This window comes from Hyphomicrobiales bacterium (genome assembly GCA_002869065.1).
Lineage (GTDB): Bacteria > Pseudomonadota > Alphaproteobacteria > Rhizobiales > Rhodobiaceae > Rhodobium.
In genome coordinates this window covers 57,734-73,266 of the sequence record PKTR01000002.1, presented here as the reverse complement: position 1 = coordinate 73,266, position 15,533 = coordinate 57,734, and the positions used below count along the sequence as shown (strand labels likewise).

At 65.3% G+C, this 15,533-nt stretch carries 14 protein-coding genes; 7 read left to right on the top strand and 7 right to left on the bottom strand.

Annotated elements, in window-relative coordinates; genetic code table 11:
* Positions 1 to 63: 63 nt before the first annotated feature.
* The 3 genes from C0606_04140 (at position 64) to C0606_04130 (ending at position 2,903) form a co-directional block, all read left to right on the top strand.
* On the top strand, positions 64 to 1,380 hold the full coding sequence (locus C0606_04140; protein ID PLX37501.1) for a hypothetical protein: 1,317 nt from the start codon (positions 64 to 66) through the stop codon (positions 1,378 to 1,380).
* Between the two features lie 194 nt (positions 1,381 to 1,574).
* Positions 1,575 to 2,195, top strand: a complete 621-nt coding sequence (locus C0606_04135) for a 2-hydroxychromene-2-carboxylate isomerase (GenBank protein ID PLX37500.1) — start codon at positions 1,575 to 1,577, stop codon at positions 2,193 to 2,195.
* A 177-nt stretch (positions 2,196 to 2,372) separates the two neighbouring features.
* A complete protein-coding gene (locus tag C0606_04130; protein PLX37499.1) occupies positions 2,373 to 2,903 on the top strand; it encodes a hypothetical protein in 531 nt (176 codons plus the stop codon).
* Positions 2,904 to 2,918: 15 nt separating this feature from the next.
* On the opposite strand, the gene C0606_04125 is transcribed toward C0606_04130, so the two are convergent.
* Together C0606_04125 and C0606_04120 are read right to left on the bottom strand one after the other, a co-directional pair.
* Positions 2,919 to 3,776 carry a hypothetical protein gene (locus C0606_04125; GenBank protein ID PLX37498.1) on the bottom strand — a complete coding sequence of 286 codons (858 nt, stop codon included), beginning with the start codon at positions 3,774 to 3,776 and terminating at the stop codon, positions 2,919 to 2,921.
* Positions 3,777 to 4,754: an alpha/beta hydrolase gene (locus tag C0606_04120; protein ID PLX37497.1), complete on the bottom strand. Its 978-nt coding sequence runs from the start codon at positions 4,752 to 4,754 to the stop codon at positions 3,777 to 3,779.
* Between the two features lie 211 nt (positions 4,755 to 4,965).
* On the opposite strand from C0606_04120, the gene C0606_04115 reads away from it, so the two are divergent.
* Positions 4,966 to 5,382, top strand: a complete 417-nt coding sequence (locus tag C0606_04115; GenBank protein ID PLX38658.1) for a secondary thiamine-phosphate synthase enzyme — start codon at positions 4,966 to 4,968, stop codon at positions 5,380 to 5,382.
* Positions 5,383 to 5,390: 8 nt separating this feature from the next.
* Here C0606_04115 and C0606_04110 read toward each other — a convergent pair whose 3' ends face one another.
* From C0606_04110 to C0606_04095, 4 genes are all read right to left on the bottom strand, one after another.
* Positions 5,391 to 5,714 (bottom strand): hypothetical protein, encoded by a 324-nt coding sequence (locus C0606_04110; protein ID PLX37496.1) that lies wholly within the window; start codon positions 5,712 to 5,714, stop codon positions 5,391 to 5,393.
* Positions 5,711 to 6,061: a YggT family protein gene (locus C0606_04105; protein ID PLX37495.1), complete on the bottom strand. Its 351-nt coding sequence runs from the start codon at positions 6,059 to 6,061 to the stop codon at positions 5,711 to 5,713. The genes C0606_04110 and C0606_04105 overlap by 4 nt, the downstream gene beginning before the upstream one ends.
* An 80-nt stretch (positions 6,062 to 6,141) precedes the next feature.
* Complete coding sequence (locus tag C0606_04100; GenBank protein PLX37494.1) at positions 6,142 to 8,625, bottom strand: hypothetical protein; 2,484 nt, start codon at positions 8,623 to 8,625, stop codon at positions 6,142 to 6,144.
* Positions 8,626 to 8,630: 5 nt separating this feature from the next.
* Complete coding sequence (locus C0606_04095) at positions 8,631 to 8,882, bottom strand: hypothetical protein (GenBank protein ID PLX37493.1); 252 nt, start codon at positions 8,880 to 8,882, stop codon at positions 8,631 to 8,633.
* Between the two features lie 398 nt (positions 8,883 to 9,280).
* Here C0606_04095 and C0606_04090 point away from each other — a divergent pair, with 398 nt between their 5' ends.
* Entirely contained in the window at positions 9,281 to 9,958 is a 678-nt protein-coding gene (locus C0606_04090; protein PLX37492.1) for a DNA-binding response regulator, read from the top strand.
* Between the two features lie 12 nt (positions 9,959 to 9,970).
* Here C0606_04090 and C0606_04085 read toward each other — a convergent pair whose 3' ends face one another.
* Complete coding sequence (locus C0606_04085; protein PLX37491.1) at positions 9,971 to 13,483, bottom strand: hybrid sensor histidine kinase/response regulator; 3,513 nt, start codon at positions 13,481 to 13,483, stop codon at positions 9,971 to 9,973.
* Between the two features lie 329 nt (positions 13,484 to 13,812).
* On the opposite strand from C0606_04085, the gene C0606_04080 reads away from it, so the two are divergent.
* On the top strand, positions 13,813 to 14,238 hold the full coding sequence (locus C0606_04080; GenBank protein ID PLX38657.1) for a large conductance mechanosensitive channel protein MscL: 426 nt from the start codon (positions 13,813 to 13,815) through the stop codon (positions 14,236 to 14,238).
* Between the two features lie 106 nt (positions 14,239 to 14,344).
* On the top strand, positions 14,345 to 15,520 hold the full coding sequence (locus C0606_04075; protein PLX37490.1) for an aspartate aminotransferase: 1,176 nt from the start codon (positions 14,345 to 14,347) through the stop codon (positions 15,518 to 15,520).
* Positions 15,521 to 15,533 lie beyond the last annotated feature (13 nt).

Below are 15,533 nucleotides of genomic sequence, written 5' to 3'. Positions count from 1 at the left end.
GGTCGGCTCCGTCTCCCTGACGTACTGCGTATCCGGGCCGCAAGACGGTCGGGAGGCTAGGACATGGATCCGTCTGACCTGATTGAACGATTGGCAATTGCGCTGGCGATCGGCCTGATCGTCGGTCTCGAGCGCGGCTGGAAAGAGCGCAACGAGGAAGAGGGGCGCCGCTTCGCCGGCATCCGCACCTTCGCACTCAGCGCGCTGCTCGGCGGATTCTGGGGCGCCCTTGTTGCCGTCGGCGGTGCGGCTGCCTATTGGGCGCTCGGTCTCGCCTTTGCAAGCTTCTGCGCCGTGATTGCTCTTCTGCACCGCGATGAGGTCGCTCGCGACCGCGACATCGGCTCGACCACGGTCGTTGCCGCGATGCTCACCTTCGCCCTCGGCGCCTTCGCCGTTCTCGGCGACCGCACGGTTGCGGCGGCAGGCGGCGTCGCCGTCGCGCTGCTCCTTGCCGCCAAGGGCGCCATGCACGCCTGGCTGCGCCGCCTCTCCTGGGAGGAATTACGCGCAACGCTGATGCTTGCCGCCATGACGCTGATCCTGCTGCCGCTGCTGCCGGATCGCGACATGGGGCCGTTTGACGCCGTCAATCCGCGCCAGATCTGGTTGATGATGATCATCATCGCCGCGGTGTCCTTCCTTGGCTATGGCGCCATCAAGCTGTCGGGCGAGCGTCGCGGCACCTTGCTCTCGGCGGTCGCCGGCGGACTCGTGTCCTCGACCATCGTCACCATCCACATGTCCCGCCTGGCGCGGAAGTATCCGCAGCGCTGGCGCCTGTTCGCCGGCGGCGCGGTGCTCGCCTGTGCCACGATGACGGCACGGATCGTCGTCGTCGCGGCCTTCTTCAACATCGCCCTGCTGCGCTGGCTATTGCCGCCGATGGCGATTGCAGGTCTGCTCATGCTGGTGCTCGCCTGGATCTTGCTGCGCGCCCGTGACGGCGACCCCAGCCACCGCCTGCCGCTGGTGCTCAAGAACCCGTTCGAACTTGGCGCGGTGCTGACCTTCGGCCTGATCCTTGCCGCCGCGCTGATCGTCTCCAAGGGGCTGACGATCCTGGCCGGCGATTCCGGTGCTTATGCGATGGGTGCCGCGGCGGGCTTCGCCGACGTCGACACCGTGACCCTGTCGATGGCTCGGCTCAGCCAGGGCGCGCTTGCGGCCGATGTCGCGGCCACGGCGATCCTGATCGCGGCGTTGAGCAACACGCTCGCCAAGACTGTGCTGGCGTGGCTGGCCGGCGGCTGGCGGGTTGGTTCGGCGATGCTGGTCGGTCTCGTCCTGACGACGGTTGGGATCATCTATGGGATGCGCATCGCACAGCAGTGGGATCCGGTGGCGTTTTTGTCCGGATTGCAGGCTCTGGCATCGTAATCGCGCGGCGTCGGCCCAATGCGTGAGGAAAAACTGGCTTTGCAGCAGCAAAACCGGAGCCTATTGACCCGCATCAATGTCTCGGCCACCTTCGGCGCCGAAAATCAATCTCCGCGCCCGGGCTTCGCCCGGCACCAAATTCCAACGGGCTCTCATAAAAACGACTGGCCTTTTAAAAAGAAGGGGTAGGACCAATGTCCGAAATTGTGGTCGATTACTTTTATTCGCACGCCTCGCCTTGGGCATATCTCGGTCACGCCGCCTTTCTCGAAATGGCCCGGCGCAACGGCGTGAAAGTCGCCTTCCGCCCGGTCGCGCTCGGCCCGGTGTTTGACGAGACCGGCGGTCTCCCGCTCGGCAAGCGTCATCCTGCCCGTTTGCGCTATCGTCTCATCGAGCTGCAGCGCTGGCACGACAAACGCCACATGCCGATCAATCTGCAGCCGGCCTACTTCCCGTTCGACCCGTCGCTAGCCGATCGTTGCGCCATCGCCATTCAGGCTGCCGGCCGTAGCCCGGCGGAGTTCTCGCGTCGCGCGTTCCTCGGCGCCTTTGCTTACGACAAGAACGTCGCCGACGATCACGTCGTCGAAGGCATGCTGGGCGACGCCGGTGAAGACGGCCACGCGATCTTCGACGCCGCCAAGTCCGACGCGGTCACCGCCGCCTACGAGCAGAACAAGGCCGATGCGATCGCCGCCGGCGTCGTCGGCTCGCCCTGCTATGTGCTGAACGGCGAACCGTTCTGGGGTCAGGACCGCATCGAACTGCTCGAAGACGCGATCCGCTCCGGCCGTCACGCCTACACGGCCTGACCCGCCGCGCCTGCCTTGCGAGGCGGGCAAACCGATTTCGAACGACAGTCGCGAGGCAGCGGCGGGGATCCGTCGTCTGCCTCGTTCTCGTCATGACTCGGCGCTATGGTCTGCCGCAAAATAGGCCGGCGCATGTTTGCGCTGGCCGTAGTCAGTTTCGTCCTGAGGGGATTCTCTATGTGTATTGCCTGCCGCTTTGCCGCCGTTGCCGCTGTCGCCGGGCTCGTTTTTTCCGCCACGTTGGTGCGTGCTGAAGAGATGCCCGCCGAGGAAACAATGGTGGAAACGACCGTCGATAACGTGGTCGACTCGAGCCTTCCGGTGGCCAGCCGCTACACCATGACGCCGACGGAGAAGGGCATTCTGCGCCTCGACACTGTCACGGGCGAGATTTCCTATTGCCGCGAGCGGGACGACGATTGGGTCTGTACGCTCGCCGCCGACGACCGTGCGGCTTACGAGGCCGAGGTCGGCCGGCTGATGGAAGAAAACGAAGCGCTGACCGACAAGGTCGCGACGCTGGAAGAGCAGCTTGCCGCGGCCGGCGGTGCACCGACCCGGCTGTCCGAAGTGCCGCTCTCCGAGACCGAGGAAAAGGAGCTCGAGCGCGTGCTCGGCGTCACCGAAAAGGCCATGCGCGGCTTCATTGGTCTCGCCAAGACGCTGAAGGAAGAGTTCCGCGAGGACGAGGCCAAGCAGCCCGAATAGCGAATGCGAGGCGGTTCAGCCGCCGCGCCTCGCCATGCCGCGGATATGATCCTGGATCCTTTCCGGCAGCTCGATCGCCTTGCGTGTCGCGAGGTCCATCACCACGCCCGTCGCATCGCCGACCGCCGCAAGCCGCCCCGTACGGCTCTCGAACAGATGGTGGCGGAAGGTGAAGGTCTTGCGCGCAACGCCGGTGTATTTCGTCACCATGTGGACGAGATCGCCAGCCCGCAAACCCGTCGCAAGCGACAGCTTCATTTCCACCGCAACGCGTCCCAGCCCGTTTTCCGCCAACCACCGTGCGGCAAGCCCGCCGACCTCCCAGGCATGCGGCGCGCCGTCGGTGAACGCTGAAATATAGGTCTGGTCGAGCGCCGCGCCGTCGCGGTCGCAATGGCGCGGATGGATCGCCCCGCGATAGGTGATCGCCGCGCCAGCGGAAAGAAGCGCCTCGCTGTCGGGCGTTTCGGTTATCGCCCGCGCCTCGAAACTGCGCGGCTGCGCGCTATCAGGCAGCGGCGTCGCAAACGGATGGTCCGCGACGTCGAGCGTGCGCGCATAGCCGTCGATGGCTGTTGCCGCAAGCCGCCCTGACACCGGCTCGATCAGCTCATGCACCAGGGTCAGCGGATGCGGTCCGTCGAGCGCGATGGCCGAACGCACAAGGATCAGCTCGGCCACTCGCAGCTCGGAATGATAACGCACATGGCGCACCCAGCGCGGTCCGGTCATGTCCTCGTCGAGTCCCGCAAGCGTCGCGAAGTGGCGCGCCGCCGTGTCGAAATGCGCATAGTAGAACTGCACGTTCATATGAGCGTTCTCGTCACACTCCCAGGTGTTGACGATCGACCGCAGCGTCTCGGCGTGTGCCATCTATTCCGCCTTCTCGATCTGGGCATTGAGGAACGCGTCCATGCGCGCAAGGCTCTCGCGGGTGATCGCCAGCTCATCGAATGCCTGGAACACGTGGCAGCCGCCGGCAAAGAGCGCGAGTTCGGTCTTGAGACCGGCGCGGGCCCAGCGTCCGGCCATGAACAGGCTGTCGTCAACCAGCGGGTCGAGTGTGCCGACCGAGAACAGCGCTGGCGGCAGGCCGTAGAGATCGGCGTGCAGCAGCGGCGAGACGTCGGGATCGCTCACAGACCCGACGCCGCCCGACAGGAAGTGCGTCACGAACATGTCGATGTCGCGGGTGTTCAGCACCAGCCGGTCGGCACCCCAATGGCGTACGCTCGGCGTCATCGCGAGGTCGTAGCAGCCGGCGACCAGATTCGCGGCGGAGAACGGCGTGATGCCGCGCCGGTCGCGCAGCCGCAGCAGAGTGACGACGGAGAGATGGGCGCCGGCCGACTCGCCGCCAATGGCGAGGAACGAACCGCCGAATTCCTTTTCGAGATTATCGACCAGCCACAGCGCGGCGGCCTCGCAGTCGTCCGGGCCGGCCGGGTAGGGATCCTCGGGCGCCAGCCGGTAGTCGACCGAGACGGCGGCGAGCCCGCAATCGTCGGCGATCTGCTCCAGCCGGTCGTCCTGGAAGTAGGCGCTGCCGAGCACCCAGCCGCCACCATGGATATGAAGATAGGCGCCACGGCAGTCGCGGCCCTCCGGCCGGATGACGCGGATCGGGATATCACCCGCCGGCCCATCGATGGTGCGCACTTCCGCGCGCGGGCTCTTGCGCGGCACCGGGAACGGACCGCGCCCGCGGGCGCGCGCCTCGCGCGCCGCCGACGGCTGATATTGCCAGGGATCGGGCAAAGCGGTGATCCGCGCCAGCAGATCGGCGTTGAAGCGGCTGGTTTCCTCGCTGATCGAGGAGGGGCGGAAGACGGCCGGGTCGATGTCGATCATGGGTGGGCAGGTGTCCTGATGACGGGTGTCGGAACATTGAAGCCTAATTCAACCGGCACGGAAGGGAAATCACTTGAATTGCGTCGGACGCACCGCCGACTATAACGCGCACGAAATTCGGTGCGGCGATGAGGGAGACGAAGCGATGTGGCGGCGGAACGAGCGCGCGGGGCGAATCGAGCCGATCGGCAAGGCCGGCGGTGCGGAGCCGATGCATCAGGCGATGGCGCGTCTCGAGGTGCCGACGCCCGGGCGCAGCATGGTCGAGATCAGCGCCGACATCGACGCATGGCTTGACGAGATCGGCGCCGGCAACGGTTTGCTGACGGTGTTCGTGCGCCACACCTCGGCATCGCTGACGATCCAGGAAAACGCCGACCCCGATGTTCAGGCCGATCTGCTCGACGCCCTCGACCGCCTTGCGCCGCAGTCGGCCGGCTACCGGCACAGCACTGAAGGGGCGGATGACATGCCCGCGCACATCAAGGGTGCGCTGACCGATGTCAGCCTCGGCATCCCGGTTGTTGGCGGACGCACCGAATGCGGCACATGGCAGGGCATCTATCTCGTCGAACACCGCGCGCGGCCGCACCGGCGCACCGTCACGCTGCATTATCTCGGGACGTAATTCGCCCTTCAGGAAAACGCGGTCAGTGCCTTCGACAGCGCTGGCAGGCTGAGCAGTGCGCTCGCTACAAGCCAGATGATCAGTGACACCGGTGTCGAACGTGGCGCATTGGTCAGCCGCTCGTAGACGGCGGCCGGAACGCCGGCAACCATCAACGTGAACACGCCCCACAGCGCCGAACTCGCCCACAAGGTGGCAGCCGGCGAGGCGTCGAACAGGCTCGGCACGACGACGCGCATGGCTGAAAACGGCAGCACCAGCATCGGCGAGAGCGCGCCGTTGAGTACGGCGATGGCGATCAGCGCCAGGACGATCAATGTGCGAAGGATCATTGCGCGCCTCCGTCCGATTCTTCCGTTGACGTAAGCGGCATGATCTCATTGATCGACGGCGCGACGTCGGTTTCCGCCATGACGGCGAGGAACACAAAACGGGCGATGAACAGCCAGACGACCGCGAAGGCGAGAACGATCACCTTGGGCGCGATGTTCGGCGTGATGAAGCGGACGACGGCGACAATCGGGTCTGTCAGCCGCTCGAACACCCGCAACACCACACTATTGACGCCGGGCGGTACGATGAGCGCCAGCGCAAGCCGGCCGAGCAAGGTGTACATCAGCACCGCAAGCAGGAAGTTCGGCAGATGATAGGCCCAGTCGGCCGGGGTGAGGTTGCTCATAAGGATCCGCGTGTTCACGCGCCGTCCTGCGGCGCATGCGCCGTGGTAAAGCATCGGGCGCGAAAAGGAGAGGGAAATTTCTAGCCCTTGGGCGTGCCGTTGTCCGGCGGAGTATCGGGTTTCTTGCGGCTGCGGGGCTTCGCCGGTTTCTTCGCGCGGGAGGCGCGGGAACCGGTGCCGTTCTTTGCCGAAGAACTCTTCGCCGTCGAGCCGCGTCTCGTGCGCTTTGTCGGTTTGGCCTTGGTTCCGCCGGCCGGCTTCGCGGCTGCGCCGGCTTTCTCGCTGTCCGCTTTGGTGTCCAGCGCGGGGTCTTCAGCGGGCACGCTTTCGTTCGCAGGCCCTTCCAAAGCGGCGGCTCGTTCCTCGCTGGCGGGGACGGCCGCAGGCACGCTCTCCCCGTCCTGTGCGTCAGCCGGTGCATCTTCTGCCTGCTTCTCGCCGGCCGCCTCGGAAGGTTGCTCGACTGTTTGTTCGCCGGGCGTGTCACCGGCATCGCCTTCTGCTGTCTCGTTGCCGGGTTCTGGCGCTTCCGTTTCGGATTCAGCGTCTGACGTTTCGGTCGAAGGGGCGGCCGGATCTTCGGATTTGGGATCCGCCTTCGCCTCATCGGCTTCAGGTTCGACTGGTTCTTCGATCGCTGCCGTTTCGGCCTCAACCGGCTCGGGCGACGCGGGCTCGTCGCCGGTGGCGCCTGCCACTTCCGAAGTTTCCGCATCGTCGGCGGGGACGACCGGCTCGGGCCGGGGTTTGCGTTCGCGGGTGACGAGGGTCAGGCCGGCGATGACAATGAATCCGGCGGCAATGCCGAGAATGCCGGCGCCCTCAACGGCGATGGCCGTCGTGATGCCGGGAATGTGCCAGACGAGTTCGTCGCCATTGCCGGGGATCTTGTCGAAGCCGTAAGTGTTGGCCGCGAGGTAGAAGGCGGTCAGACCGAAGCCGACGATCATGCCGACAATCGCCGCGGACCGAGTCGTGTCGGACCACCAAAGCCCGAGCACCAGAACCGGGAACAGGCCGGCCGCCGCGAGCGAGAAGCTCCATTCGAACAACGTCAGGAAGTCCGGCGGTCCGGCAAGGGTGGCCCAGGCCGCGGCGCCGGCGGTCGCAATCACAGCAAGGCGGGCGGCGATGATCCGCCGGGCGGTCGGCGCGCGCCGGTCAAGGAGCTTGTGATAGAGGTCGTGACCGAGCCCGGCGCTCAGCGTGATCAGCAGCCCGTTCGCCGTCGAAAGGAACGCGCTCAGGGCACCGACGACGACCAGGGCGGAGATGGCAAAGGGAAGGCCGGCGATCTCCGGCGCGGCCAGCACGGCGAGTTCCGCGTTGAGCGCGATGTCGGCGGTGGCAAGCCGATAGCCGCTGTCGCCGCAGGCGCGCGTCACAACCGCAAGGTCGATCGCATCGGCGCCGCACAGCCGGGCAATCGCCGCGCCCGTATCGCCGGTGCCGAGCAGCCAGCCTGCCTTGTCGGCGAGTTCGGCAACGCTGGTGCCGACGGTGAGCGCCAGAACTTCATGCTTGACCAGCAGTCCGAGCGCCGGTGCGGTCAGCACGATGGCCGCAACGAAGACGACCGCCCAGGCGCTTGCCCGCCGGGTCTCCACGACCGAAGGCGCGGTCAGCGAGCGCGTCAGGATATGCGGCATGGCGGCGGTACCCGCGACCAGCGTGACGAGCAGGGCCAGGAAGTTGAAGCTGTCCTGCGTGGCGGGCGCTGACTGCGGCTCCAGAAGCGACAGGGTCGCTGCGCTCAGGGTGCCGCCCGCCCGCTCGATGTCGGCGACACTGTGCACGAGGTCGCCGAGCGCCAGCGGCGGGATCGGATTGCCGGCAACCTGCACCGACAGCCAGATCGCCGGCAGCAGATAGGCGACCGCGATCACCACATATTGCGCCGCTTGCGTCCAGCTCACCCCGCGCATGCCGCCGAGCAGCGTGCAGGAAAGGATCACCGCGAGGCTCAACAGCACCGAGGTCTGGAAGGACAGGTCGAGAAAACGACCGGCAATCGTGCCCATGGCGCCGAGTTGCGCGACGAGGAACGGGAACGAACAGGCGATCAGCACGATCAGGCCGAGCAGGCGGGCGATATCGCTGCCGAACCGCACCGACAGGAAATCGGGGACCGTGTAGACCTCGAACGCGCGCAGACGCGGCGCGATCGCGATGGCGATCAGGGCAAACCCGCCGGTGAGCCCGAGGCCGTAGGCAAGCGCATCGTAACCTTCGTTGGCGATCAGCCCGGCAAGGCCGACGACGACCGCACCGGCGAGCCCGTTGGCGGCCATCGCCATGCCGTTGGCGACCGCCGGCATCTGCCGTCCGGTGACGAAAAACGCATCCACGTGCAGCGTGCGCGCGCCGACTCCGATACCGGCATAGAGAATGACGAGAAGCAGCGGAATCGCCACGGTGATCACCGATAGCGACAGGCCGATCTGCTCCATGAGCACGAGCAGCAGGAGTGCGCCAAAGAACGCGCCGCCGAACCGGGCGAAAAAGCTGCCTGGGCTCGACGCGAAGTCGCGTCCGCCGATCGGTCGCGTCATTCTGGGCCTCATCTCCGTCAAGCGCCGCCACCGTCGCTCGGTGCGCCACGACTTTGCCGGGCAGCGAGCCAGAAGACAAGAACGACGCAGACGAGCAACGATCCCTGCGCTGCGAAATAGCTGGTGAACGGCAGGCCGAAGAAGGTCGGGCCGCCGAGGGTTTCGCCCGCCACCGGCACGGCGACGACGAACAGGGTGAGAAGAACGCTGGCGATCACGGTCCGCACGCCGGTCTGCCGCAACCAGGTCAGGATCTGCCGAACCGTCATGTCGTCGTTTCGTCTCCGGGCGTCGTGGGGCGCGGGCGATCTTTCGACCTCGCCTGCCAACCAGTTGAACGGCGTGCCGATCCTATCACCGAAGGGGCCGGCGACAAGCAAGAGCAAACACAAAGACTGTGAAGAGACGGCAAAAAACGCGTCACGATTCGAATAGGGTTTTGCGAATTGAGTATGATACTATAGCCTTATGACAGCGCGATCTCCTGTCAAGGTAATGAAATATCGAATCTATTTCCTTCAGAAGAAAAGCGTTGCGGGCGGTTGCGGCTTCTCCGCCGTTGCTTGCATATTCAGGCCCGTGGGTCATAAAAGAAAAACAAGGCCATTCCGGCTGATGCCGGGGAAGGCCTGGGGTTGAATTAAGCCCCGCCAGGGAGGGTATTGTGATGTCCGAATTGATGTCCGCCAGTCATTTCATCATTGCCGACGACCACCCTCTGTTTCGCGGCGCCTTGCGGCAGACCCTTTCTGAAACCTTCGGCGACATCCGCATCACGGAAGCCGGAACCCTCGATCAGGTTTCCCGCGAACTCGAGGCGAGCAGCGACGTCGATCTCGTCCTCCTCGACCTGTCGATGCCCGGCATGCGCGGCTTCTCCGGCCTGATGTATCTGCGGGCGCAATATCCCGGCGTCCCCGTCGTTATCGTTTCGGGAACCGAGGATCACGCCGCCATCCGCCGTTGCATGGAATTCGGCGCCGCCGGCTTCATCCCGAAGTCTCTCGGCACCGATGTCATTCGCGCCGCGATCGGCGCGGTGCTGCAGGGCGACATCTGGGTCCCGGCCGACTTCAACGTCAACGCCGAGGATGACGACGAGATCCAGGATCTGGTCACCCGTCTCGCGTCGCTGACGCCGCAGCAGGTGCGCGTGCTGATGATGCTGAGCGAGGGGCTGCTCAACAAGCAGATCGCCTACGAACTCAGCGTATCGGAAGCGACCGTCAAGGCGCACGTCTCGGCGATCCTGCAAAAGCTCGGCGTCGAAAGCCGGACCCAGGCCGTCATCGCCGCCAACCGGATCGAAGCCGGCCAGTGGCAGTCGGTTACTTCGGACGCCTGATTTTCCGGACCTTCATTCCGCAGCCGAGCGGTAGTTCTTCACCTGTGCGGCGAACGCCCTGAGCGCTGCCGGTTTCACCGGCTTCTGTAGCACCGTGAGGTTCTTCGCCTCGGCGTCCGCGCGAACCGCCGGCGAGCGGTCGGCCGTCACCAGTGCGCCCGGCAGGTCGATACCGAATTTCCAGCGCAGGTGGACGGCGGCCTCGATCCCCGTGCCCGCGTCGAGGTGGTAGTCCACGAACAACAGATCGGGCATGCGCTCCGACCCCTGAATCGCCAGCGCCGCCTCGCTCTTGTCGTTCGCGGTCAGCACCGTGCAGCCCCAACCCTCGAGCAGGGTCCGCATGCCCGACAGGATCTTCGGCTCGTTGTCGATGCACAGAACCAGAAGCCCTTCGAGGCGCGAGGCCGGAACCGGGGTTTCGGCAACCGGTGCCGCTTCGACCGGCACCGCCGTGGTGATCGGCAATTCGACGGCGAACCGCGAGCCCTTGTCCGGCGTCGAGACGACGGTCACGGGGTGATGCAGGACGCGGGAAATGCGTTCCACGATCGACAGGCCGAGGCCGAGACCACGCGCAGCGCGCGCGCCTTCCTCAAGCCGCTGGAACTCGGCGAAGATCTCCTTCTGCTTCGACAGCGGAATGCCCATGCCGGTGTCGTGAACCTCGATCCGCACCTTGTTGCGCTGCCGTCGGCAGCCGACGAGAATGCGCCCCGACCCTGTGTATTTGATCGCGTTGGAGACGAGGTTCTGCAACAGCCGGCGCAGCAGCCGCCGGTCGGAGCGCACCGAAAGATGCGGTGACACGAAACGAAGGTCGAGGCCCTTGTCCTTTGCCATCGGTTCGAAATCGACGCGTACCTGATCGAGCAGCGTATCGAGACGGAAGATGCTGATCTCCGGTTTCAGTGCGCCCGTGTCGAGCCGCGAGATATCGAGCACGGCGCCGATGATCTCTTCCACCGATTCCAGTGACGCCTCGATATTGCGCACCAGATCCCGGTTCTCGCTTTCCGAGAAGCGGTCGACGAGGCTCTGCACATAAAGCCGCGCGGCGTTGAGCGGTTGCAGGATATCGTGGCCGGCGGCAGCGAGGAAACGCGTTTTGCCGAGATTGGCGTTGTCGGCCTCGCGCTTGGCGCGGATCAGTTCCTGGTTGAGCCGGGTCAGTTCCATGGTGCGCTCGCGCACCCGTTTTTCCAGCGTCTCGTTGGCCCGCGCCAGCGCCTCCTCCGCCATCACCCGCTCGGTGATATCGGTGTAGGTCAGCACGATGCCGCCGTCGGGCATCGGGCTGGTGCGCACCTCGAGCACCGTGCCGCTCAACGCCAGATGCTCCTGGAAGGCGGCGAGATGCTTGACGATGCGCGTCATGCGGTCGGCGACAGCAAGATCGCGGCTGCCGGCGCCGAACTCGCCGCTCTCTGCAATCGACATCAGGATGTCGCTGAGCGGCGTGCCGACATGGCCGAGTTCCGGCGGCAGACCGAGCAGCTGGCGGTACTGCCGGTTCCAGCAGGACAGCCGCAACTCGCGGTCGAACACCGCAATGCCCTGGCCGACCTGATCGAGCGCGGTCTGCAGGAGGTCGCGATTGTACTGGATCGCCGCCGTGGCATCGTCGAGCAGCTTCATCGCGCCCTTGGTGGCGGGATCGCGCTGCTTGACCAGAAGCGAGATCACCAACCGGGCCGATGCCGCACCGATGGCGCTGGCGAGCAGTTGTTCGGAATAGCGCATCAGATGCGCATCCGCCGTCTGATGACCGATCAGCGGTGCATCGCCCTCGCGCGCGTAGCGGTCGAATGCGCGCTCGGCTCGTTCGTCGCCGAGATAACGGGCGACCGTGCTGCGCAGATCCTCCACCGTCACCGCGGTGCGCCATAGCCTGAGCGCCGGCGCTGGCGTCAGGTCGCTCGGCACGAACATGCTCGCCTGCAGCCGTTCGATCGCTTCCGGCGTACGGCTCAGCGAAAAGGCGACGTAACACACGACGTTGACGGCAAGGCTCCAGAACACGCCGTGAATGAACGGATCGATGTTCATCCCGAACAGTTCCTGCGGGCGCAGCATGGCGATACCGAACGGCCCGGCATCAAGCAGTGCGCGCGGGATGAGGTCGGCTGCGACGAAGGTCGGCAGAAGCAGCGTGTAGGTCCAAACGAGGAAGCCGCCGACCATGCCGGCGATGGCGCCGCGCGCCGTTGCCCGCCGCCACACCAGGCCGCCGAGGAAGGCCGGCGCGAATTGGGCGATCGCGGCGAATGACAGCAGACCGATCGAGGCGAGCGCCGCCGTCCCGCCGACGAGGCGGTAGTAGATGTAGGCGAGCAGCAGAGTGAGCCCGATCGCGGCGCGGCGGATGTTGAGCAGAAGCCGCGCCATGTTCTGCGTCGTCGTATCCTCGTACTGGGTACGCCGCAGGATGAAGGGGATCACGAGGTCGTTCGAAATCATGATGGCGAGCGCCACCGAGGCGACGATCACCATCGCGGTCGCCGCCGACAGGCCTCCAATGAAGGTGATGAGCGTGATCGCCTGGGCATCCGCCTGCATCGGCAGGGCGAGCACAAAGGCGTCGGCATTGACCGTGTCGCCGAAAGTGATCAGGCCGGCGGCGGCAATCGGCACCACGAACAGGTTGATCAGAACCAGATAAAGCGGGAACAGCCAGCGCGCGCGCTTCAGTTCCGCTTCATTGTGGTTTTCCGTGATCGTCACATGGAACTGTCGCGGCAGCATCATCACCGCGAAGAACGACAACAGCGACAGCACGATCCAGGTGCCGCCATTGAGGCTTCTGTCGAACAGCGGCTGCGCATCGGTGCGGGCGTTGAACTGGGCGAGCAGGTCGGTCGGGCCGTCGAACAGCCAGAAGGTGACGAAGATGCCGGCGGCGAGAAAGGCGACCAGCTTGACCACGGACTCCGTCGCGATCGCCAGCATCAGACCTTCCTGATGCTCGGTCGCGTCGATGTGGCGGGTGCCGAACAGCGCGGTGAAGACGGCCATCATGAAGGCGACGACCAGCGCGATATCGCCGAACACCGGCGCCATGCCGCCATCGGTGACCGGCGCGCTGGTCAGCATCGTCGTCAGCGCCGTCGACACGGCTTTCAGCTGCAGCGCGATATAGGGAACCGTGCCGACCAGCGCGATCAGCGTGACGACGGCCGCCACCGGCTGGCTCTTGCCGTAACGCGCGGCCATGAAGTCGGCGATCGAGGTGATGCGTTCGGCCTTGGCGAGCCGCACGATCCGGCGCAACAGCGGGAAGCCGATGGTGAAAAACAGGATCGGGCCGATATAAATCGTCAGGAAATCGAGGCCGCTCGACACCGCCATGCCGACCGAGCCGAAGAAGGTCCACGAGGTGCAGTAGACGGCAAGCGAAAGCGCATAGATAGCCGGCCGTCCGGCGCGCGCGGGCGCCTTGCCGGTGCGGTCGCCGTAACTCGCGACGGCGAACAGAAACCCGATGTAAACGAACGCCGCACCGACGACGACCCAGCCTTGCAGCATTTCCCTTTTGCGACCGTTACCCGGTCTCCCTATGAGCTACCCTTGCAGTTTTGACAGCTTTGGCAGCTTTTTCCCGATCGGAGCACAAGCCGCCGGCCTTGTCCACAAAATGCCGATCCGCAACGGAATTTTGCCTCTCGGAAACGGCGCGCAGACCCGGGTGCCGGGTGGAAAATCCGGTGACAGCGGCGGATTTCGAGCGAAAGCTGGCGAACAAAATTTCCCCTTTACGTTCCTGTTTCCAGGCTCCGTGTTTTTTCGTATTCTGCCGCGGTCAGGGGTCGTCCTGTTTGCGTCGCAAGGGCGCGGATCTCCAGGAGGAAGAGACGGTGTTGAAGGAATTCAAGGAATTTGCCGTGAAGGGCAATATGATCGACATGGCGATCGGTATTGTCATTGGTGCGGCGTTCGGGGCAATCGTGTCATCGCTCGTCGACGACATCATCATGCCGCCGATCGGCGTACTGCTCGGTGGTTTCGATTTCAGCGATCTGTTCATCGTGCTCAAGGGCGCCGATGGTGGCCCGTTCGCGACCGTGGCCGCGGCCAAGGAAGCCGGTGCGGTGACCTGGAACATCGGTCTCTTCATCAACGCGATCATCAAGTTTCTGATCATCGCCTTCGCCTTGTTCATGGTCGTTAAGGTGATCAACCGACTGAAGCGCGAAGAAGAGGCGAAACCCGCCGAACCGGCCGCCCCGCCGAAGCAGGAAGTGCTGCTCGAAGAAATCCGTGATCTGCTGAAGAAGAACTGACGGATCCTCTCGGGGCGCCGTCCGGCGCCCCGCCATCCCCACCGACGTTCCGGATACGCCTCCACACCGGATTCGCCGGCCTCCAAAGAACGATTGCGGTCGCAAAATGAACGCCGAACAACTGATCGCCGCCCTGCAGCCGCAGGCCCAAGCGGCTCCCGAAAGCGGTATCGTCGAAGTCTTCAATTATGGCCGTGGCCGGGAAGGGCTGATCCCGCTCTGGGTCGGCGAGGGCCATCTGCCGACACCCGATTTCATTTGCCGGGCCGCCGCCCGTTCGCTCGAAGCGGGCGAGACCTTCTACACCTGGCAGCGCGGCCTGCCCGAACTGCGCGAGGCGCTCGCCCGCTATCATGAGCGCCATTATGGCCGGCCCTTCGATGCCGAGCGGTTCTTCGTCACCGGTTCGGGCATGCAGGCCATGCAGACGGCGATCCAGATGGTCGCCGGCGCCGGCGACGAGGTGCTGGTCCCGACGCCAGCCTGGCCGAACTTCGCCGCCGCGATCGGCATCGCCGGCGCCGCGGCGGTCGAGGTGCCGATGCAGTTTGCCCCCGACGGCTGGACGCTCGATCTCGACGCGCTTGCCGCCGCCCGCACGCCGCGTACCCGCGCGATCTACCTCAACTCGCCGTGCAACCCGACCGGTTGGGTGGCCGATGAGGCGTTCCTGCGCGCTACCCTCGATTTTGCCCGCAAGCATGGCCTGTGGATCATCGCCGACGAGGTCTATGGTCGCTTCTATTATGGCGAGGCGGCGCGCGCGCCGTCCTTCTATGACTTCGCCGACGACGACGAGCAGATCCTCTACGTCAACACCTTCTCCAAGAACTGGGCCATGACAGGCTGGCGCGTCGGCTGGCTTTCCGCGCCGCCGGCGCTCGGCCAGGTGATCGAGAACCTGATCCAGTATTCGACCTCGGGCGTTGCCGCCTTCATGCAGCGCGGCGCGATTGCAGCCCTTGATGAGGGCGACGCGTTCGTCGACGCACAGGTCGCCCAGGCGTTGCGTGGTCGCGACATCGTCTGCGATGCACTCGCCTCGACGGGCCAGGCGCGCTTCGCCGTGCCTGACGGTGCCTTCTACCTGTTCTTCGGCGTCGACAAGGAGCCCGACACCAGGCGCCTCGGTCTTCGCCTTGTCGATGAGGCGAATGTCGGGGTTGCGCCGGGCACCGCATTCGGTGCTGCTGGCGCGGGCTTTGCCCGTCTGTGCTTCGCGCGCAGCGAGGAACAGCTCGCAGCCGCCGCCGAGCGTCTGGTTGCCTGGTTGAAAACCTGAGGGAATGAGCGGA

What these genes read in the sequence shown, in the direction of transcription:
- C0606_04140 (PLX37501.1), top strand. Translation starts at nt 64, where the DNA reads ATGGATCCGTCTGACCTGATTGAACGATTGGCAATTGCGCTGGCGATC.
- C0606_04135 (PLX37500.1), top strand. Translation starts at nt 1,575, where the DNA reads ATGTCCGAAATTGTGGTCGATTACTTTTATTCGCACGCCTCGCCTTGG.
- C0606_04130 (PLX37499.1), top strand. Translation starts at nt 2,373, where the DNA reads ATGTGTATTGCCTGCCGCTTTGCCGCCGTTGCCGCTGTCGCCGGGCTC.
- C0606_04125 (PLX37498.1), bottom strand. Translation starts at nt 3,776, where the DNA reads ATGGCACACGCCGAGACGCTGCGGTCGATCGTCAACACCTGGGAGTGT.
- C0606_04120 (PLX37497.1), bottom strand. Translation starts at nt 4,754, where the DNA reads ATGATCGACATCGACCCGGCCGTCTTCCGCCCCTCCTCGATCAGCGAG.
- C0606_04115 (PLX38658.1), top strand. Translation starts at nt 4,966, where the DNA reads ATGCATCAGGCGATGGCGCGTCTCGAGGTGCCGACGCCCGGGCGCAGC.
- C0606_04110 (PLX37496.1), bottom strand. Translation starts at nt 5,714, where the DNA reads ATGATCCTTCGCACATTGATCGTCCTGGCGCTGATCGCCATCGCCGTA.
- C0606_04105 (PLX37495.1), bottom strand. Translation starts at nt 6,061, where the DNA reads ATGAGCAACCTCACCCCGGCCGACTGGGCCTATCATCTGCCGAACTTC.
- C0606_04100 (PLX37494.1), bottom strand. Translation starts at nt 8,625, where the DNA reads ATGAGGCCCAGAATGACGCGACCGATCGGCGGACGCGACTTCGCGTCG.
- C0606_04095 (PLX37493.1), bottom strand. Translation starts at nt 8,882, where the DNA reads ATGACGGTTCGGCAGATCCTGACCTGGTTGCGGCAGACCGGCGTGCGG.
- C0606_04090 (PLX37492.1), top strand. Translation starts at nt 9,281, where the DNA reads ATGTCCGAATTGATGTCCGCCAGTCATTTCATCATTGCCGACGACCAC.
- C0606_04085 (PLX37491.1), bottom strand. Translation starts at nt 13,483, where the DNA reads ATGCTGCAAGGCTGGGTCGTCGTCGGTGCGGCGTTCGTTTACATCGGG.
- C0606_04075 (PLX37490.1), top strand. Translation starts at nt 14,345, where the DNA reads ATGAACGCCGAACAACTGATCGCCGCCCTGCAGCCGCAGGCCCAAGCG.